The organism is Legionella nigrisilvae (genome assembly GCF_977063395.2).
On sequence record NZ_CDRUGZ020000022.1, the window covers coordinates 386,652 to 406,275 of the forward strand.

Here is a 19,624-nt window from a genome sequence, read left to right on the forward strand (position 1 = left end):
GCAGGCAAAATGAAGTGGACCCAGGTTAACTGAGTTTAAGCGCTTTCTGGGTCCTCTACTACGTGATCAGTTATTTGATGTATTTAATAGGCAGAGTGATTTTAAATTCACTTCCTTTTCCTAAAGCACTCTTTATTGAAATGGTTCCGTGATGTTCGTGAATGATACTATAAGAAATAGACAAACCTAAGCCAGTCCCTTTTCCAACGGGTTTGGTCGTAAAAAAGGGCTCAAAAATCTTAGCCATTGTCTCTTTAGTCATACCTACACCTGTATCACGGATACTAATTAAAATATGATTCTTTTTCTTAGAGGTTGTAATAGTAATTTCTCCCTGTTCAGGAATTGCATGTGCTGCATTGGTGATAATATTCATAAATACTTGATTGATTTTTCCCGGAAAACATTCGATCTCAGGAATATCCCCATAGTTTTTATTAATGATAATTCGATCACGAAATTGATTGTGTAATAAAGTTAAGGTGGAATCGATATTCTCATGGATATTTGTTTTTTTCAGATCCCCCTCATCAAGCCGCGAAAAAGTACGTAAATCTTTTACAATACTCGCGGTGCGTCTTGCACCCTCTTCAATACCATCAAGTAAATTATGCGTTTCTTGGAGCGTAAAAGCCAAGTCTATTTCTTTGCTGTATTTTGAAATTTCGAGCAGTTTTTCTTTTATTGGTATTTCAGGGTTAATTTCCTCGTACTTATTTAACAGCTTCATAATATCGTCAATATCATTTTTTAATGGGCCAATATTGGCGGAGATAAAATTAACTGGATTGTTAATTTCATGCGCGATTCCTGCGGTTAATACTCCTAAAGAAGACATTTTTTCTGCTTGAATTAATTGAGTCTCAGCCTGTTTTAACGTTTCTAATGTCTTATTGAGTTGCATATTCTTTTTATTAAGATCCCGTGTACGTTGTTCCACCCGGGATTCGAGCTTGATATTTGCTTGCAGTAATTCTTCTTGCGCTTTTTTTCGTTCGTTAATTACTGCAGACAAGATTAGTGTAGTAAAAAAAATGACTGCAACAAATGCCTGTAAAAATATTAAACTGGTTGAAATGTTCATGAAATTAAATTCTTGATAACCGTGGATCTCCAGCCAGAGTACCGAAATTGAGATTAAAAATGCAGTAATGACTGCCAATCGAAGACTAAAACGCACGGCTGACCATACACAAAAGGGCAGTAAAATATAAGCTAGAGGATAATGCAGCATATAGATCATGCTAATTGCGCCACATAATAGGGTGATTAAGCAAGTATATTCAAGAAATTGCTTCAAATTGAACGTAGGTTTACTATGATACCAAGTCATAATAAGAGGGGTTATAACGATAATGCCTACCACATCCCCTATCCACCAAATAAACCAATTATTAATGATAAAATCAGTTTTAATTAAATCAAATAACACGAGCGATGTAATACCTATAGTGCAACTCGTAAGAGATATAAGAAAATCACCTCCGAATGTAAAAATTAAAACATCTCTGACTGTATAGAATGGTGTTTTGGTGCGAGTGTAGTGTTGAATAAATTGAGCCCCCCAAATTGCTTGTAGTCCCGCTCCAATTCCAATCAAGGTGGATGCAATCCAATTTTGCCAAGAAATCAGATTACCTAATGTCCCAGTGACTATTATTTCAGAAATAACGATTCCGAAGAAAACATTCTTTCCGCACCACAGCACCATAGCCAATGCGGCACCTGATGGAAGCCAAAGAGGGGTAACTAAGGTATTAGGGACCATCCAAATATTACTTATTACCCCTCCTATGGTATAAAGCAAAACTATAATTAGGTTTTGGTACCAGAATTGCCATGTTTTTAGAGTGTCCCAGTTCATTTTTTCTTTCCAAGTACTCTGTAAAGTTTGACTTTTTCTAGTTTGCCTCGGATTACTTGGGGCCCTAATTCTTCAACCAAAATTTCATTAGCAATAGGTCTATAGGTACTTTCACTAATCAATAAAGTATTAGGTTTATTTTTGGTAAGCTCTTCTATTCGCGATGCTGTATTGACCGTGTCGCCAATAACTGTATATTCCATATGTTCACTAGTGCCTACATTCCCTGCGATTACCTCTCCTGTGTTAATGCCAATTCCTATAGCAATTTCTTGGCCAATTGCATCACGGTATTTTTCATTAAATTCACCCAGTGCGTCAATCATTGCTAACCCGGAAAGTACAGCATTTAATTGATTATCAATATGCGAAACAGGTGCACCGAATAAAGCCAATATTCCGTCACCAATTAATTTATTTACGCTGCCATGATGATCGCGAATTTTATGCGTCATTAATTCAAAAAAAGCATTGAGTAGTTCCACAGATTTAACTGGCCCTAATTTATCTGATATAGAAGTAAATTGGCGTATGTCTGCAAACATGGCTGAAACTATACGATATTCACCGCGGATCAGAGATTCTTCTCCCTGAGAATTTAAAATTTCATCAACTATATTTTTAGGCACGTATTTTTGAAATAACTCCATAATTCGTTTTTGATATAATACTTCTTGGTTCAGTTTTTCAACCAAAGACAAACGCTCTTTTTCAAGATTTAACATCTTTAAACCTGTATCGATATTGATCTTTAAATCAACAGGATCCCATGGCTTAGTTATATAACGAAAAACTCGTCCCGTATTAATGGCTTTAATAATTGCTTCAACATCAGTAAAACCCGTTAAAATCATGCGAATTGTATGAGGATACTCAGGAATAATGGACTCTAAAAATTGAACGCCGGTCATTTCGGGCATTCTTTGGTCCGTAATAACAATCTGAATATTATTATGACGCATAATATCCATACCTTCCCGTCCTGAAGTAGCAGTATACACATTAAAATGACGGCGAAATGTCGCGACAAATGCGGTAAGATTATGCGCTTCGTCATCAACATACAGGATATTACATTTTTCATTATCCATAAAAAACTCTTTCGCAACAAATTGAAACCCTATAGATATTTATAGTCCATTGGCTATCACTTTGGCCAGTTTCAATGCTTAGAATAAAAAAGATATTTTTTAATTTTTTTGAACCGTAAACTCGCACTTTTTATTGAATTAATTGGTTTTTTTAAGATAAAAATCCATCCAGTCTTTAAATCGTTGTAAACGATCGATTTGAAAATCGGGTCTATCAAGAGAATGATATTGTTCAGGATATATTATTAATTCGGTGGGTATGTTTTGTGATCTTAATGCCTGATATAACTGTTCCGATCCGATGCATGGCATATTAAAATCCAAACTAGCGCACATAAACAAAGTAGGTGTTTTAATTTTATTGGCCTTCATTAACGGATAACTCAGTTTCATATAAATTTGAGTGTTTAACCAGGGTTTACCTAACTCTGATTCATAATCTAAAGTATATTGGTCTACGCCATAGTTGCCCAAAATATTGCCAGTCCCTGCGCCGCTTACCGCCGCCTTAAAACGGTCAGTGCTGGCAATCACATAATCCGTAAGCATGCCGCCATAGCTCCAGCCTCCCACAGCTAGTTTATGGGGGTCGACAATACCCTTCTCAATTGCATAATCCACTGAAGCAAGAACATCTTTAACATCCAGATTACCCCAATCTGCGTTAATCGCATTAGAAAAATCAAATCCCTTTCCGGAACTACCCCGTGGATTAGGTGCTATGATGGTATAGCCTTGAGCAGCAAGCCACTGCCAGTCAAAATTAAACTCATGACTGAATTGATAAACGGGACCACCATGTAAATTTAAAAGCGCGGGAAATTGTGTCCCAGGTTTATAATTTGCAGGTTTTAGCAATAAACCATCGATCAACGTGCCATCAGCACTTTTAAACTGGATATTTTCTACAGGGCGAAATATAACCTCATCCAAAAGTTTTTGATTATGGTGAGTCAAGGGTCTTAATGAATTTTCTACTGCATAGAGTTCTGGTGGATGTTGATCATCCGAAGAGACAACTACAATATGTTCCTTCGCTACTGAAAATTCACTATCAACTTGTTCTCCTTGAGTTAATGTTTTGACCTTACCTGTAAGCACATCAACCTCACTAAGATGGGTATTTCTGCTTGTTTCAATTAGCGCATAAATTTTTTTACCATCCTCAGACCATTCCGGCTTTGTAAACCATCGATCAAGAGGGGCAATAATTCGTTCTTGATGACTGGTTAATTTAACAACCGCTAGTTGTGTTGGCGCATAGATAGGTGATTTATTATTAAAGCTTAGGTAGGTAATTTGAGAATTATCCGGGCTCCAGGAGGGAATAGATTCCCAATCGGGATCCATGCCAGCTCCAGGAAAACGAGTTAATTGTATCGCCTTACTTCCAGATTTACTACTTATCACATATACATCTGAGTTATAATTCCTATCCGGTTCCATCCCTCTTTTAGAGACAAATGCAATATAGTCTCCATTGGGTGACCAAGCCGGAGCCCATTCATCATATGGTCCCGGAGTTAATAACTCAATTTGTTTACTTTGAAGTGCGATACGATAAAGATGCGTTCTTTTGTCGCCAAGATAACCTTCAGAGTCTTTTTTAAATAAAAACCGTGTAATGATTATAGGTTTGTTTTTAGAAGATTTTTTTTGAGGATCGCTGGCAATAAAAGCGATGCTTTGAGAGTCCGGTGCCCAAGTAAAATCACTTACCTCGTACTGGTTATTAGTTAATCGGATAATTTGCCCACTTTTTCTACTCAATAATCTAAGACTATCATCACTATCCGATAAAAAAGCAATCCATTGGCCATTAGGGCTCCACTTAGGTAGATAATTACTGGCTTTCTTATTATGAGTCAGTTGTTTGGAGACCTTGCCATCGTAAGACACTAACCAGATATTTCTTATTGCGCTTGTTTCGTTGATATTTTCTTCTACTGTATAAACTATCCATTTTCCATCTGGCGACATATCGGGCTCAGCGACAGTTTTTATCCGCATATAATCACTTAAAAGTGGCAATCTTTGTGCAGACCACCCCCTTTCACTCAACATAAAAGCTAACAGCAATAGGACAAGCTGAAAACAGACATGTACTTTTTTCAAAATAATTTCCTTTTAGATATGCATCTCTTATAGTCAGAAATAACAGAGCCAAAACTTCAACCAGCTGGAGATGCGCCAAAGTATCATATCATCGTTGTTTTTATATTAGTTCAAAATTTCATATGTATCGAAAGCTGGAACAAAAAGATCTAAAACTTCGACTTACTAATTTGAATGCTTGTTGTAAGAAACTCTCTCATTATTGAAACTTTATTTGGAATATTTTTATCCAATTAAATTCAAGAGCAGCAAATAAAAAATATTCAAATAAACTACTCACTTTAAAAGCATTTTTACACGAAAGAGCTGATATTTTCACTTCCTGCCAATCAATTCAACAAAAGATTTTTATTGACCAAATAGGACAATATGTGAGATAACCCACACGATATAAAAAGCACAATAATGCAAATTAAGGATCATTATTGATGAATTTATATCAATAAATAACAGGATCTGTCTCCGAAAAACCAGAATGAGACAAAATATCAAGGGAGTTATTTTATGAGAGCATATAGAGAATTACGCCATCTTCCAAATTCCATTCCTTTATCAAAAATAAAGGAAGTTCATTCTTACAGCCGACCCGGCTTTCTTTTAGGAATTTTTTCAGGAAATGGATGGCGTCATAAAAGCATGGAAAAAACAATAGACCACTCGACAGATCCTAAGCTATATAATGAGTTAAAGTCACATGCTGCTGAAAATTTAAAAGCATGGGAAAAAGAAAAAGTAGAGCCTCCCCAAAAAGTTGAAGTGGTTTGCCGAGACTTTGGAGATGCCGCTTTGGAAGCAACTAAAAAGCATGGAAGAATATATCCTATTTTGAATATGGCCAATTCTTTGTTTCCGGGAGGAGCTGCTCTAGAAGGTGGGAGTGCTCAAGAAGAAAATATGTGGCATCGTTCATCTTGTGTCCGTTCATTAGGCTCCCGAGGAATTTATTACGATGAAACTCAAAAATGTTTTCTTTATGATGAACACGCGCGCAGACTCCTAACTGCTGAAGAACAAATGAGCCCAGAAGAACTGGAATCCTTAGGTATAAGACGAGGCATAAAAATACCCCAAGCTTATAAAGTCTTTATGAATGATGAGCCACAGATTTGCTTTCGTGGCCCGGAAATTTTGGTTCCAATAAGTTCTGATGAACTCGCATCAAAAAAACAATTTGTAGCGGACAGTGCATTGAGTTATACCTTCCTTCCAAAAAACAAAATTTTTCCTTTTTATGAATTGCGGTCAGCCGCTCCTGAGCTTGTTGATAGAACGATTGACTTCAAGAATGAAGATTCTGTAAGAGAATATACCCAAGATCTAAGTCGTCGTATCGGTGCCCAATTAGATACCTTAATTCTCAAAGGAAAAACGGACGCCATTATGGGAGCATGGGGATGCGGAAGTTTTAAAAATAATCCAGAGGTTGTTGCCAAAATCTATTCCGAAGAAATTGAAAAACGAGCACAACATTTTCAACATATCATATTCCCAATTATAGATGCTGAACATAGACCTAACTTCGAGGTGTTTAAAAAACATTTAGATGGTATAAAACTGGGAAACTTAGCAACCAAATCAAATACCAAAACACCCGTAGAGCTTAATCCCTATGGTTTGTATGCTCAAGGAACTAAGAAAGTACAGATACCCTCCAAAGAAGAACTTTCGGATCCATGGAAATGTACTATCTTGTAAGTCAAAATCCAATGTTTCTTATTCCCATAGCGCAGCATTTAAAAAGTTGCGCTATTTCTGAAAAATAATGTCCTCTCTCATTTCACATATTGCTTTCCTAAAAGACTCAGATAGGCCTATATCTTATAAATTTCTCGATTGAACATTAATAAACCTCTTTTCTATTCCACTAAACAAAATTTATCTGCTATGATCCTTTTTCATTCGCAGAGCTCATTTAATGACTCTGGTGGCAATTAATTGATCCGCAATAATAGGAGTACTGTGTGCTATCCAAATTAACCCCCATAAATAGATCGATTTTTGTTCAACGCGTATTAAAGTCTTTAACTAAATCAAATTATCCCTTGTTTTCAGACAAACTGGATATCTCGTATGCATCTCTGTCATCAAAAGAAATAAAGATTGGAGCTGAGCAATTACATAATAGCCTTCCATCCGGAAGTGACTTACTTTTCAGAGGAACAGAAGGTACTAAAGAAGTTTTTGAAGCCATGACGAGTAATTATCTTGGGATGTCTTCCGTTCAGAGAAAAAAATCATCCAATCATGATATTGTGAGCTATCTCGTTGATAATGACAGTCGATATTTTTTTTCTGCATCGCCCTGCAAATATACAGCACAGCCCTATGCAGCTGGCATATCAATCATTCCATGTCGCGGTTTCATTTGGGTCACTGGACTGCCTAAAGTATATACGCTTCCGCAAAAACATTTATTTTTAAACGAGGAATTATTTGATAGTTATACAAGAAAAAAAATTAAAGAATTGGACAAGCATGAAAAATTTTATCCTATAAAGGAAACCACTGCGAGCAACAATGAAGTAACGATTGTTATTGGTGCTGCTAAAGACGATAATTGGGCATTAAACGTTTCTGAAGACGTAATGAAAGTAATTCAAGTACGAGGTCCTGGTCGCCTCCTAGGAAAATTTATGGCTTCCAATGAGATAGTGCACGTCCAAGATATAGAAAATCCAGATTTCAAAAAAAGAGTGTGGTCTCTTGAAGTAGTATTCTCAGATGGAATAATGCTTGAAAACTTTGAACGCATGAATAAAAGAGCTCGAGAATTAGGTTTAATAGGAATGCACGAACGTTTGTTAACCATTCATGATGCGGCAAGCGTAGTAGATTCTGAGGAATTAGAAGAATTAAATTCCCGCTACAGCGTCCCAACTACTCTTAGAGTTGCAAAAGTCCATAAAGATATTCCTTTGGGCCTAAAAGAGCCCTTAATTCAATGCATAGCGGCAGAGATTAGAAGTACAAAAGCCTTAGAGGAAACTACACACGTAAACAGCTCTAATACATTATGAATTATTGCGTAGGCTTGGATTGATATAGGCTCTTCTTAAATGAAGAGCCTTTTTAAAAATTAGTGCACAAGAACATAGCGACCATTTTGTAACATATACTTATGGCCATTGTGATCCACATATTGGGGTTGTGCTTTGTAAACTGTATGTCCAGTTACAACTCCAACGCCAGTACCAACTACCCTGCCTACACCATGACCTACAGCTGCACCCGTATTAGCTATAAAACCTACCCCGGTACCTACCACATTAGCACCATATTTTACTCCAGCGCCTACAGTTTGATTACTGTATTGGGCAGCTTGGTTCATCGTATTACAACCCACTAAACTTAAAGACATGAGTAATGCTGTAGATGTAATTATTGCTTTCATTATTTTCTCCTTGAACCCATAAAAATGACTTCTATATGTATTTATAGTTTATAAATTGAACATTTGTTAGGATTTTTTAGAGAAAATATTTGTTGGGCTCAGGATAAAATAAAGAATTTTAATCATAATCTTTCGAAATTTGTTTTAATTTTATAAACAAATCAAAATTGAATTATAGCCATCTGAATTGAAATTTTGCGTCTATTTAATGTAAGAGAAGGGGAGCAAAAGCAACATCTTTTATAGGTAATACATTAAATTCAAGCGATCAATTCAATGCACTACCGCTATTCATCAAACTCTTTTTATTAGAACTCTTCCTGATAAGAATCCGGAAGGTTTCCTTGAAAGTTTCTAAAATTTTCTTCCGCTTCATCCTTTTTTTCAATACTATAACAATCCTTTCGCTCCGCAGGATCTTGTATATCGTCACAAGTGCTATTATTTGGATTTACTGCATTAACAGCAAATGCATTCAACGAACAGAATGCTAAAATCAAAACTAATTTTTTCATAATTGACTCATAAATTTATTTTTCTTGTTCGAGTAATCATACCTAATTCGAGAAATAAAATATATTTAATTTGCTTCAATGATATGGACTCAAAAATAATGGTCTTAGTTATCTAATGATAGGTAACTCAATTGAAGCCCCCTAAATTTTTCGTACATGCAAAGTTAATCTGCATGCACAAATGAAGTCTTAAAAGCATAAAAGCGAGATCGACTAAATAGATAATAATGTGCTTACTTCATCAATTTGCTTGCGTTGTTTTGTTAGTTCGTCTTGTTGGGACTTATCAAACATCAATTGCTCAAGTGCTGTAATCACGGTATAGGGCAAAGGTTTAACTGCTGCAGCATAAAAGCTGCTGTAGTTTTTATTACCAAAAAAGTTCACGTTTTGCGGTAGCTTGCTCATAGTTTCAACTATTTTATTTCCTTGAGATTCTAATTGTTTTGCTTGTGCTTCTGCCTGGGTCACATAATGATAGATACCAAATGTACCTCCAACTACCAGCGACAAACCAATAACCAGAGGCGCTATAGAAGTAACCGAAGCTAAAACCAGCACCAAGCCTGTGGCAACCGCCAATGTGGATAACACAGTATTACAACCACTATCAGCAATAGATAATAATTGCTGATTTAAATCTGAAACTTGTTTAATAAATTCAGCTAACCCCTTCTTATTTTGTTCAAAATTAATGTAATCATAAATGTCTTGATTATGACTTTGATAACCTTGCATCGCGCTGAGATGATTTAACATTTGCTCAATGATATAGGTTAAATCTGTTATTGTCCCTTTACGAATATATACCATTACAATGTTATAAAGTGTCTTCAACCAATGAGGTTCGGTATTCATAAATTCTCGAGAATAAAGATCCAACTTTTGAATAAACTCAACCGACAATTCCTTGCCGATATCCAGATGATTTGTTCTCCAAAAAGCCAATCCACTCGAGTATTTGGGTAAACCGTCAGCAAAACTTTTATTTCTTACTGTTAGAGTATTTAACAAACTGACATACATATAAAATTTACCAAAATGGTCAGTATTTTGATTTTCAATCTGGTGACATAATAACGCTAATTGACTTGATGGCATTCTTAACTCACTGTAAAAAAAAAATGATAATATAATAATGTGAATTATTAGTCACTCGTTTTCCATTGTAAGATTTTTCTTGGTCAGGTCACAGTTTTAAGCCCTATAAAGGCAGCGCAAAGCACTCACCATTCCTTAGATAAGATTGAAATAATGGGCTCTGAGCAGAGCCCATGCATTCTTATTTATATGAAGCATTCACCGGACAAGTGAACGTTTGTCCCTTCGTGGAAAGGGTTGCTTGAGAGGGTAAGCTAATAATACCATTCGCGTTGAAACCAATATTTGGCACATATACCGCATCGTTTAAAGTCATTGCTAAATTTCCATTGGTAAAGGATATAGTTGCATTCCATACTGAGGTCACCGCAGTAATCCCCTTAGCTACTAGACTTAATATCGCAGGATTAGTCATAGGTGACTTGGTGCTGATGTATAGGTTACAAGAACTCCCAGCCCAAGAGTCTTGTGGGGCCCCCCAAGTACTACATTGGGACTTAACACTACAATTATTAGATGCCACCACGGTATAATGAATAGTCTCTTGCTGAGCCGTATTCGCACTGATACTCAAATTTGTATTAAACTGAGCAGAACATAGTGTATTTTGGGGTAACTGAAGCGGTGTAACATTGATTGTGTAGTTACCAACAGGAAGGGAAACATCTTTTGGTGTTGAGCCAAGTAGCTGAACACTACTGGTATTAGAGTTCGAAGAATAAGTTACCGTAAATAGCTGGTCCGCATTGATAGGACAATTGCTATCTCCTGTAATCTGAATATTGAGAGTGCCCTTAGGCTCTTCAACATATTTAACTTTAATATCCGTTTCAGTATTTAAAGAAACAAGAGCCGTGTTTGTATTTTCGGGCACATAATTGATGCCGTCACTATTGGTAATTGAGTTTCCGGTTAACGTATAATTTCCTACAAGGACGTTGTTTAAACAGGTCAATGTATCAAAAGCGGTTAAGTTAAATTGATAACTGTTATTAACCGTTGTAGCTGTGGTCACAGGAAATTTTGTTCCCGTATATACAATTGGCATAGGTACTGTTACGCATAATTTGCCGTATTGTTGCACGGGTAAGAGTGCATTAAAGAGATCATGCAAATCTTGTTCTTTCCATGCAAATAGACTTAGATCAGAGTCACTTGCTCGAAGCCCTACAGGAAAATCAGCATTATTGAAGGTCCAAAAAAATAAATTATAATTTATTTTTTTATTAATCAAATAAGGTGCAACTGAATTTAGAAAAAAATCTTCGCCCCCAGTTGCAGGTATTTGAACGTCATATCCTAATTCACCGATTACAAATGGAAAACCTGAGTTCAATAAAAAGCCAAAGTTCCAATCAAATCGTATAGGACTGTCATTTGCATCGGACTGCCACCCAGCCACCTGAGATCCATATATATGGGGGCAAAAACTAGATGTCCGTTATTCCCATCATTATTAGGCCCCAACAACCAATCTGCGATAACATTTGGATCGGTGTTGCTAAAATTATTCGTTTTAATCGCTTGAATTAATTGGGTTCTAAAAGTGATGCATCAAACCGAGCCACGCCGTTCGCTGACTGCGTTGTATCTAGTAAAGAGCGGAAATTTTCACCCCAATTTGAACCAATATTGGTTACACGCGAGGTATTCGCTGTAGGACAACGACTGTTGTCGTTAGTTAAACTAATGACATTCGGATCATTAATTTTTGTAGAAGAAGGCAAACAAATAGTAGCAGTATAAATCACTTTTACCCATACAACAAAGAATAAACACCCTAAATAAAAGTCCTTGATAGGTTAAACTTTCGAAGCATTGATGAGGGAGCTACCTTTTAATAGGTTAACTGTGAGCTCTTATCATTATACGTAATGGGCATAAACCAAATTGTAAGTTAGAATAAACTTTTAATTAATACGTATGAAATGAACAAAATTTTAAAGCGAATTATAGGCTTATACTGCTTCTCTTTTACTCTTCATGCAGCTACTCAAACCTCAATTAGTTATTCACCGGGGCTTGGGTCGCCGATTACTACGGCGACTGCGGATACCCTGGATAAAGGCCAAATAGGGATCAGTCAACGCGCAGAATATTATCCAAGCATCCCTTTGTCTAGTACTGAACTTTTACAACATCCCTTAGCAGAAAGCCAGAAGTCTACTTTTACGAATTATCTTCAGGGATTTTATGGACTAGAAGATAATATAACCATAGGCATCAGTATCCCTTATGTGGTTAATTCATCCATCTCTGCTGTTAATTTTGATGCGGAAACCAATATAAAAAACATTATTCAATTGGGAAGCCCTTCGGGTATAGGCGACACCAATATCTTTTCTTTGTGGCAATTTTTGAATGGGAACAAAGCTTTTGCTTCACTGGCATTACTCTATGGCATCAATGCCCCGACAGGTAAAACCACAGTAAGAGATAATTATGGTGTACTCTTTTCTGCATCCGATCAACCAGGAAGTGGTGCCTGGACTCCCTTTGCAGGAATTATTATTTCAAAACAATTTAAGAAGTTTTCCTTAAGCGCAAACTTATTATATACACAAAGTACTGAAGGTTCTCAAGAGACAACTCAAGGCTCCATATTCGATTATAATTTTGCGGCTGTCATAGAGATGTACACAAAAAAAAAATTACACGTTGATGGTATTATCGAACTTACTGGCGAATATGCTGAAAAAGATAATATTGCAGGTTTAAGTGATCCAAACAGCGGTGGAAATAGTATTTTTTTATTACCTGGCTTAAGAGTAAATATGAATACCAATTTCTCGTGTTATTTTGGAGTTAATGTTCCCCTAGTCCAAAACTATTACGGAACTCAGGTGAAAAGTGCATACGGGCTCACTGGAGGAATTGATTTCACCATATAATAGTTCCGATTGTTTATCAGTTTAAAATGATCTTGTTACAATTGGTTTCTAATAATTGGCAATTGTAATGCGGTTGTAATTAACTCCCTGCGGCTATGACAGTTGAGTTTATTTTTAGCTGCATTAAGGTGATCTTCAACTGTTCTTGGTGATAGGTTTAATTGTTGACCAATTTGTTTTATTGTCATTCCTTTAACCAAATAATATAAGCATTTAATTTGTTTCGTTGTGAGTTGAGGGTACGAATTTTGATCTGACCGCTGAGAAGGAAGAACATTGAACTCAACAGGGCTGGGCATAGCCAAGGGTAGTGTCTCGTGTATGGCTTTAAACAATGAAGCATCATCATCTATCAAAAAAGATATTCCCACAACCCCCATGATCGTTCCTTGTCGCGTATACAATGGTGCTTTACGACTCAGATAATGCTGAATAGAACCATCCACTTGGACTGTCTCAATAAATGTTTTTGCTTTATTCTGTTGTATTATCTCTGCATCATTTTTTGCGAGTATAGGAGCTTGTTCTTTCCACAATAAGTCCGAATCCCTCATTCCCTTCATATCTTGCATCTTATTTACAAATAACATGTTCTGATTGCAGTCTAGATAACGCCCTTTTTTATCTTTTAAATAGATATTTGCCAGAGTGGTATCTAGAATATTGTCTACATTTGCTGTTTCCGTGTGTATATAGTGATCAATTTTATGCATTACCTAGTACATCGATAATAATTTATTAGGATTATTATACAATAATGAGCAACTTGTGTACAGAATCCCACTGATATCGAATTCCCTTTCTAGCAAGGTTTGACTTACTAAGAGCCCACCTCCACGGAATTAGAAAAATTAACAATAACAGATAACATACGTCCAAGACCCCACATACCTCCAAGACAGATAAATAGAAATAGCATATGTGCAATTGAAGTGGTCCTGAAATAAAAGACTTGAAAAAAAATAGAAAAACACATGAAGACTAATCCGAATAAAATAGTACACAATGATCCTAAATGTTCAACTGGCTTCCCTACAAAAAAGGCTAATAGAAAAATATATATTGAAATTGCAAATAAGATACGGTCGAATTTCTCTCGAATATCATACCAATATATAAGTTCAAAAAATAAGATAACTATACCTAATACCCCGGCCAAAAAAACGAACATGACTAGGGCCTTACCCTGCTCGTTTTTAGAAAATAATTTCATCAATCCATTCATTGGTACGTCTTAATTATTTTATAAGCATCTTCCTAGTTTGTTATGAATTTAATAATTTGGATACCGTATTGATCACGGTGTTTATTAGATCGTCAAATCTTGAAAATAATATTCTATGAACTACCAAAAGCGATGTTGGTTTTCTTTACAAATTTTTAATTCCAAGAGGACTATGAAGCAGAATCAAATGTTTTTTCCTATACTTATTGATGTAATTATTTGAAGTTATGAAATTTATAATTTCTCATTTTAATAGATATTTTTGAACCAGTTCCGTGATGAGTTTGTTTAAGTATCGAATCAAATATTTTTAGGATTGAAATAAACTAACTATTAAGGACAGATACATGTACTTTGATTCTTTTAGTCGTGAGGAATTACAAGATTTTATATTCCAATTTGAACAAGCACTCTACAATCATCACCAATGGTATAATCTAATCATACGTTCCCTTATATGTAGATTACCGCCTGATTTACACGACATGAGTACGAGTGCTCATAAAGAATGTCAATTCGGCCAATGGTATTATGAAACTGCGTCCAAGAGATTAAATCAACATCCAGGATTTATCGCACTGGGAGAAGAGCATCTGCAAATGCATAGAGCAGCCGCTACCCTGTTAGTCGCAATAAGTAAAGGCAATGCTGTATCCCCTCATGATTATGATATTTTTTCAAATACCATGGAAAAATTACATCTCGAAATTTTGGCAATGCAACGAGAATTAAGTGAATTACTTTATAATCGTGATCCATTAACGGGCTCGATCAACCGGAATAATATGTTACCCATCTTACGAGAACAACAGGAATTAGTTAATCGACAAATACAATTATGCAGCTTAGTAATGATTGATTTAGATCATTTTAAAGAAATTAATAATAAATACGGACATGCAGCGGGTGACAGCGTATTAGCTTCCGTATGTCGATTTATTATGGAGAATATGCGCCCTTACGACAAAATTTTTAGAGTTGGCGGCGATCAATTTTTACTGTGTTATCAAAATACTAATACTGATCTCGCTCTTGAGATCACGGAACGTATTCGGATAGGAATTTCTTCACTAAAAATTAATATAGATAACCTTAAAACTATTCATTTAACAGCTTCATTTGGTATATCGCATCTTAAGACAGGTATTACAATTGAAGAATCCATCAAAAACGCTGACCAGGCTCTATATAAAGCAAAAAAAGAAGGACGAAATTGCGTACAAGTTTTTGATTCTTGACAGGTTTCTAGTCTTAAGAAGTGCTATCTTATAACTCAATGTGTGCAGTTAACCCTAGGGAAATCAATGAAAAAAAATTCATGGTTTCATTTCTTCTATACGATTAGGCATCCCATTGCAATTCTTTGTACCCTACTCGGTTTTATTATCATTCAGTACGTGGCAATGCTTTTGTATATAAAGCCCTACCAATCTCTAGGTTTCTTAAAGCTATGTCAGAAGTTATGGCATTCAAGCAATTTGTTTTTACAAATGATTTTGATATTTAATGTATTTATTAAACCACTGTTCATTTATTTTTTTGTGATTTTTTTATTTCATTATTTCAAAAATAGAAACCTATAAATTGCTTACTCCTTTATATTTGGGTTAGCTTCGAATTGGACTTGGCCGGCCCTAAAAATTTAACTCCCACGTACCGCGCATAAAGCACGGTATCTAGAACCCTGATCCCCCTCCGGATGTAATAACAACGGTTCAAGACGGTTGAAACCTTTCGCAAAATTTCAGGTTGGTAATTTTCGAAAGCTCACAGCCATGCGGTTCCAGCTATTAATGGTAATAATAGCCATAGTCAGATCAATGAGCTCCTTTTCATTGAAACAACTTAAAACTTCATTATAGAGTTCGTCAGGAACGTGGGATTCTGATAATAAAGTAACTGATTCACTCCAAGCTAAAGCTGCTCGTTCCCGAGGAGTAAAAAAAGGAGACTCTCTCCATACAACCAATGAATGGAGACGACGCTCAGACTCCCCATCTCTTTTAGCATCCGCACTGTGCATATCAACACAATAGACACAGCCATTAATTTGTGACACACGTAGCCTAACCAATTCAAGAAGAGATCGTTCTATTCCACTATGAACAACATACTGTTCAAGACCTAAAATCGCATTCACTGCGTCAGGAGCAAATTTAGTATAATCAATCCGTGTATGCATTATATTTCTCCCTATATTTTAATCAGATAGATTCTTCCTATAATTTGGAGCATTTCATTGTCCTAAACTCAAAAAACAATTACGTCTAAAGAGCACTAAACTGAGGGCTTAAATTATCGGACATAGATGGGCACCCAAGTTTACCAAACCTAATCCTATTCCCTATTCATTGTTTCTTTTTATTAAATCGTTGTTCTTCATCCTCATCCGAATCAGTTCGTTGGTGTTTTTTATTTTGGTTTGAAATAGGTTCCTTTTCTTTGCTTTTGCTCTGAAAAAATTCCATCCAATCTGTATAAATCCCGGGTTTTTGGGGTGAGGATACTTTTATTCGTACACTAGGTCCCCACATTGATGATATATAGCGATCGTCGGAGAGCATTGTTAATTCATCAAGAGTAAAAGGGGAATTTCCCCCTACATCGCCATAACTTTCTGCCATTGTAGAGAAATATTCCATACAACGCTCATATATTCGTTCATTGGAAATATCAATTTTTGAATAGTGAGACAATCTCTCTGCCTTTGCCATCTTTTCTTTAGAACGTAAGACCATTTCATATGCCGATTTGTAATGACTGTCCAACAAATAGGTTTGAAGATTAGGTAATCCCAACTCCTTACCAAAACATAATAATAGAGAGTTTAAAACAAAAGGGGATCGGCAGCTAAAACTATATTGCTTTGAATCTAATGGAGCATTAGATGAACGCTCAGAATCCTCAACGGAGTCTAGTCCCATTTCCCAGAGACTGAACCCATTTTTTGATTTTACCGAAACTAAGATATGTAATAGTTGAACAAAATTGAGCTTCTTTCCTGATTTAATATTTAAATCGATATCACCCTTTTCTACCGCCTGAGCAAATGCTTCAAGTAAAAGTCGATGTGTATAAGAACCATGTAAAAGGACACGATTAACTTGTTTATTTTCATTAAAAAGTTGACCACTTGAAACGATACGATCCGCTATCATGCTACTGACAAAACCAATAAACTTAACAATAAAACCATTTTTATTTACATCACGCAACTCTTCACGTTTTAATAATAATGTATCCAGAATCCTCCCCTTTTTCAAAGGTTGATAGTCAGGTGGCGGACTACCTGGGATATAATTACCCCTTCCAGCAATCAAATGAGAAGGAAGCGAATTGTGTTCTGGGGGCAGAATTTGATTATCTTGCATTGATTTTCCCAAAACACCATCCAAATCTTTAAGGTGATGGGCAACTTTCAGGGGATCGTAAGCAAAACTTATTATTTGATTCGCAATGTTTACTATTTCATCAGAAGTCAATTCATCTAATAAGAATTCGGGGATATTTAAATCCTCTACTTTGAGCATCGGAGGTGGGGTCTTTGATGCTTGGATTGTGATCTGCTCTTGTTCTACCTTGAAATTTGGTTCTATTGCACATTGATCAAAAAAATCAACGCTTCTATACCTAGGATCTTGAGTTAATTTCTTTACTTGTCTGGTAACAGTAACCCCATTTGAATCAGTTTTCGGCAAATTATTATCATCGCGGTCAAGCATTTATTACCTCAATAATTAATGGCTAGGTTCATCATTAATTATAGGAGATGATTTTGACGGTTGTTCTAAAATCGACCAGATGAAATTTACAAAAATTATTAAAAACTAACTATGCACACCTAATGAGCTATTTAATGATTAATTCTTTACCTAAAATGTGGGGGTTTTAGTTTTAATTACCGTCATATCAGGTACACTTTGAGCTCGCCCCATGAATCCATTAGTACCAAGTTGTTCTGTTTCCTTAGAACAAATCTCCCCTGGTTTATGCCCATGATCATATCTATTGGGAAGGGCTTCAGGCGCTTTCTTTTTTTGCTCTGATGTTCCACCCTTTGGTTCTTTAAGATTTTTGTGGGGTGTCAGTAAACCATCAATATTTTTGAGCACGTTATCCGCACCATGAATGAGGTCTTGTTGTTCTTTATAAACACTGTACTCCAACTTATGAATGGATGCTCGTTGCTCTCCAAAAACCATATAGCCTTGTTTTCTGGATTCATAGTGATAAAAAGCAAGAGCTGCGGCAAGTATTAATCCAACACCTAAAGCAATACCGATGCCCACTGGGCCGGTAGAAACGATAAGAGCCGACAAGCTGACACCGAGAATTTCAGCACCAATTGCCAAACCAAGCCCCATAATACCCAGTGTTCCGGAATACGTACATAGGAAGCTCCCAACCGAACTTAAGCCAACGAGGATTTTATCATTTCGCGTTACATAATCCGCCGCATTTATTTCTGAGCCTTTCACTAGGGTTGTTTTTTGAATGGTTTTGGTTAATTCCACCTTCATCAAGGCCAGTTCTTTCTTATCATCAGCCGTTAATACCCGTTGTGAGAGGAGTTGCGCAACTCTTTTTCTAATTCCCTGCAGAAAAGCCAGTTCCGCTTGTAACTCTTCAAGTTCGCGAATGGCATTTTTTTCAGATTGATTCTTTTTATAATTAGCATAAAGGATGAGGCTAAACCCCAAAATGGAGATAACAGCAAAGGCAATATTCAAGCCCAAAGCCACTGCTGCACTTGCCCCAGCTAATAATCCGGTATATGCAAACGACTCGGTTAATTCTGCTATAGATGCAGAAGGACAAAATGTTTCCAACAATGCAGCCCAAAAACTTTTACTTCGCAAACTTCCAATCTGTTTTTGCCGTAATCTCAAAGCTTCATCGATATGTTTTTTTGCATATCCAGGAGCAGGATCAAGCAGTAGAATTTTTTTATAAATAAGATCATCTTTTAAACTAGCTGCAATAATGAGCGGTATTTCTCCCTTATTATTCGGTACATTCAGAAGAATAAATGCCTGATTCTGAGAATTTTTCAGTGTCTCCAATTTAATGCTACGATCCTTATCCGTCCATTTTGCTTTCTTTTTTCTATCTTTTGCTGCTGGTGAAATTCCCAGCAGTTCATTGACTATATTAAAATAGCCCTTTTCTACTGCAAGGTGTAACACGCTATTCCCTTCATCATTTAGCAATGAGATATCCGCTCCGAGGGCCAGTAAATGTTTTACAAAATATAAAGAACCTTCCTTCACGGCTAGATGAAGTAGCGTATTACCTTGGTCATCAACTTCATTGAGCTGTTCCTTGCTGATTTTCTGCTTAAAAACTTCCTTATTGTTGTTCAAAAGAGCTTTTTTCAATGACTCAATCATGTTGATTTTCCAGATTAAAAAAATGAATGAGCCATTATAAC

16 protein-coding genes are annotated in these 19,624 nt (G+C 36.1%); 4 read left to right on the plus strand and 12 right to left on the minus strand.

What is annotated here, in order from left to right; all coding sequences use genetic code 11:
• Positions 1 to 70 precede the first annotated feature (70 nt).
• From ACWTE2_RS14855 to ACWTE2_RS14865, 3 genes are all read right to left on the minus strand, one after another.
• Positions 71 to 1,864 (minus strand): MASE1 domain-containing protein, encoded by a 1,794-nt coding sequence (locus tag ACWTE2_RS14855; RefSeq protein WP_454785958.1) that lies wholly within the window; start codon positions 1,862 to 1,864, stop codon positions 71 to 73.
• Positions 1,861 to 2,955, minus strand: a complete 1,095-nt coding sequence (locus ACWTE2_RS14860; protein ID WP_182393166.1) for an adenylate/guanylate cyclase domain-containing protein — start codon at positions 2,953 to 2,955, stop codon at positions 1,861 to 1,863. The genes ACWTE2_RS14855 and ACWTE2_RS14860 overlap by 4 nt, the downstream gene beginning before the upstream one ends.
• A 138-nt stretch (positions 2,956 to 3,093) precedes the next feature.
• Complete coding sequence (locus ACWTE2_RS14865) at positions 3,094 to 5,019, minus strand: S9 family peptidase (RefSeq protein WP_454785993.1); 1,926 nt, start codon at positions 5,017 to 5,019, stop codon at positions 3,094 to 3,096.
• Between the two features lie 555 nt (positions 5,020 to 5,574).
• On the opposite strand from ACWTE2_RS14865, the gene ACWTE2_RS14870 reads away from it, so the two are divergent.
• Together ACWTE2_RS14870 and ACWTE2_RS14875 are read left to right on the plus strand one after the other, a co-directional pair.
• The gene (locus tag ACWTE2_RS14870; protein WP_454785959.1) at positions 5,575 to 6,765 is read left to right on the plus strand and encodes a poly(ADP-ribose) glycohydrolase domain-containing protein; all 1,191 of its coding nucleotides are present in this window, start codon (positions 5,575 to 5,577) and stop codon (positions 6,763 to 6,765) included.
• Between the two features lie 266 nt (positions 6,766 to 7,031).
• Complete coding sequence (locus ACWTE2_RS14875; RefSeq protein ID WP_454785960.1) at positions 7,032 to 8,087, plus strand: hypothetical protein; 1,056 nt, start codon at positions 7,032 to 7,034, stop codon at positions 8,085 to 8,087.
• Between the two features lie 59 nt (positions 8,088 to 8,146).
• Here ACWTE2_RS14875 and ACWTE2_RS14880 read toward each other — a convergent pair whose 3' ends face one another.
• From ACWTE2_RS14880 to ACWTE2_RS14900, 5 genes are all read right to left on the minus strand, one after another.
• Positions 8,147 to 8,461 (minus strand): hypothetical protein, encoded by a 315-nt coding sequence (locus ACWTE2_RS14880; protein ID WP_182393163.1) that lies wholly within the window; start codon positions 8,459 to 8,461, stop codon positions 8,147 to 8,149.
• 308 nt (positions 8,462 to 8,769) lie between these two features.
• Positions 8,770 to 8,976 carry a hypothetical protein gene (locus tag ACWTE2_RS14885; RefSeq protein WP_454785961.1) on the minus strand — a complete coding sequence of 69 codons (207 nt, stop codon included), beginning with the start codon at positions 8,974 to 8,976 and terminating at the stop codon, positions 8,770 to 8,772.
• A 213-nt stretch (positions 8,977 to 9,189) separates the two neighbouring features.
• Positions 9,190 to 10,077 (minus strand): hypothetical protein, encoded by an 888-nt coding sequence (locus ACWTE2_RS14890; protein WP_454785962.1) that lies wholly within the window; start codon positions 10,075 to 10,077, stop codon positions 9,190 to 9,192.
• Between the two features lie 181 nt (positions 10,078 to 10,258).
• Positions 10,259 to 11,479, minus strand: a complete 1,221-nt coding sequence (locus ACWTE2_RS14895) for a hypothetical protein (RefSeq protein WP_454785963.1) — start codon at positions 11,477 to 11,479, stop codon at positions 10,259 to 10,261.
• Between the two features lie 127 nt (positions 11,480 to 11,606).
• The gene (locus ACWTE2_RS14900; RefSeq protein ID WP_454785964.1) at positions 11,607 to 11,828 is read right to left on the minus strand and encodes a hypothetical protein; all 222 of its coding nucleotides are present in this window, start codon (positions 11,826 to 11,828) and stop codon (positions 11,607 to 11,609) included.
• A gap of 177 nt (positions 11,829 to 12,005) precedes the next feature.
• Here ACWTE2_RS14900 and ACWTE2_RS14905 point away from each other — a divergent pair, with 177 nt between their 5' ends.
• Positions 12,006 to 12,968 carry a transporter family protein gene (locus tag ACWTE2_RS14905; protein ID WP_454785965.1) on the plus strand — a complete coding sequence of 321 codons (963 nt, stop codon included), beginning with the start codon at positions 12,006 to 12,008 and terminating at the stop codon, positions 12,966 to 12,968.
• Between the two features lie 35 nt (positions 12,969 to 13,003).
• On the opposite strand, the gene ACWTE2_RS14910 is transcribed toward ACWTE2_RS14905, so the two are convergent.
• Complete coding sequence (locus ACWTE2_RS14910) at positions 13,004 to 13,681, minus strand: helix-turn-helix transcriptional regulator (protein WP_454785966.1); 678 nt, start codon at positions 13,679 to 13,681, stop codon at positions 13,004 to 13,006.
• An 859-nt stretch (positions 13,682 to 14,540) separates the two neighbouring features.
• Here ACWTE2_RS14910 and ACWTE2_RS14915 point away from each other — a divergent pair.
• Positions 14,541 to 15,431 carry a diguanylate cyclase gene (locus ACWTE2_RS14915; RefSeq protein WP_454785967.1) on the plus strand — a complete coding sequence of 297 codons (891 nt, stop codon included), beginning with the start codon at positions 14,541 to 14,543 and terminating at the stop codon, positions 15,429 to 15,431.
• A gap of 506 nt (positions 15,432 to 15,937) precedes the next feature.
• Here the strand turns inward: ACWTE2_RS14915 and ACWTE2_RS14920 are convergent.
• The 3 genes from ACWTE2_RS14920 to ACWTE2_RS14930 form a co-directional block, all read right to left on the minus strand.
• Complete coding sequence (locus tag ACWTE2_RS14920; protein ID WP_454785968.1) at positions 15,938 to 16,375, minus strand: carboxymuconolactone decarboxylase family protein; 438 nt, start codon at positions 16,373 to 16,375, stop codon at positions 15,938 to 15,940.
• Between the two features lie 166 nt (positions 16,376 to 16,541).
• Positions 16,542 to 17,915 (minus strand): hypothetical protein, encoded by a 1,374-nt coding sequence (locus ACWTE2_RS14925; RefSeq protein WP_454785969.1) that lies wholly within the window; start codon positions 17,913 to 17,915, stop codon positions 16,542 to 16,544.
• A gap of 150 nt (positions 17,916 to 18,065) precedes the next feature.
• Positions 18,066 to 19,583, minus strand: coding sequence for an ankyrin repeat domain-containing protein (locus ACWTE2_RS14930; protein ID WP_454785970.1), 1,518 nt, complete (start codon positions 19,581 to 19,583; stop codon positions 18,066 to 18,068).
• Positions 19,584 to 19,624: the final 41 nt, after the last annotated feature.

What these genes read in the sequence shown, in the direction of transcription:
- ACWTE2_RS14855 (WP_454785958.1), bottom strand. Translation starts at nt 1,864, where the DNA reads ATGAACTGGGACACTCTAAAAACATGGCAATTCTGGTACCAAAACCTA.
- ACWTE2_RS14860 (WP_182393166.1), bottom strand. Translation starts at nt 2,955, where the DNA reads ATGGATAATGAAAAATGTAATATCCTGTATGTTGATGACGAAGCGCAT.
- ACWTE2_RS14865 (WP_454785993.1), bottom strand. Translation starts at nt 5,019, where the DNA reads ATGTTGAGTGAAAGGGGGTGGTCTGCACAAAGATTGCCACTTTTAAGT.
- ACWTE2_RS14870 (WP_454785959.1), top strand. Translation starts at nt 5,575, where the DNA reads ATGAGAGCATATAGAGAATTACGCCATCTTCCAAATTCCATTCCTTTA.
- ACWTE2_RS14880 (WP_182393163.1), bottom strand. Translation starts at nt 8,461, where the DNA reads ATGAAAGCAATAATTACATCTACAGCATTACTCATGTCTTTAAGTTTA.
- ACWTE2_RS14885 (WP_454785961.1), bottom strand. Translation starts at nt 8,976, where the DNA reads ATGAAAAAATTAGTTTTGATTTTAGCATTCTGTTCGTTGAATGCATTT.
- ACWTE2_RS14890 (WP_454785962.1), bottom strand. Translation starts at nt 10,077, where the DNA reads ATGCCATCAAGTCAATTAGCGTTATTATGTCACCAGATTGAAAATCAA.
- ACWTE2_RS14905 (WP_454785965.1), top strand. Translation starts at nt 12,006, where the DNA reads ATGAACAAAATTTTAAAGCGAATTATAGGCTTATACTGCTTCTCTTTT.
- ACWTE2_RS14910 (WP_454785966.1), bottom strand. Translation starts at nt 13,681, where the DNA reads ATGCATAAAATTGATCACTATATACACACGGAAACAGCAAATGTAGAC.
- ACWTE2_RS14915 (WP_454785967.1), top strand. Translation starts at nt 14,541, where the DNA reads ATGTACTTTGATTCTTTTAGTCGTGAGGAATTACAAGATTTTATATTC.
- ACWTE2_RS14920 (WP_454785968.1), bottom strand. Translation starts at nt 16,375, where the DNA reads ATGCATACACGGATTGATTATACTAAATTTGCTCCTGACGCAGTGAAT.
- ACWTE2_RS14925 (WP_454785969.1), bottom strand. Translation starts at nt 17,915, where the DNA reads ATGCTTGACCGCGATGATAATAATTTGCCGAAAACTGATTCAAATGGG.
- ACWTE2_RS14930 (WP_454785970.1), bottom strand. Translation starts at nt 19,583, where the DNA reads ATGATTGAGTCATTGAAAAAAGCTCTTTTGAACAACAATAAGGAAGTT.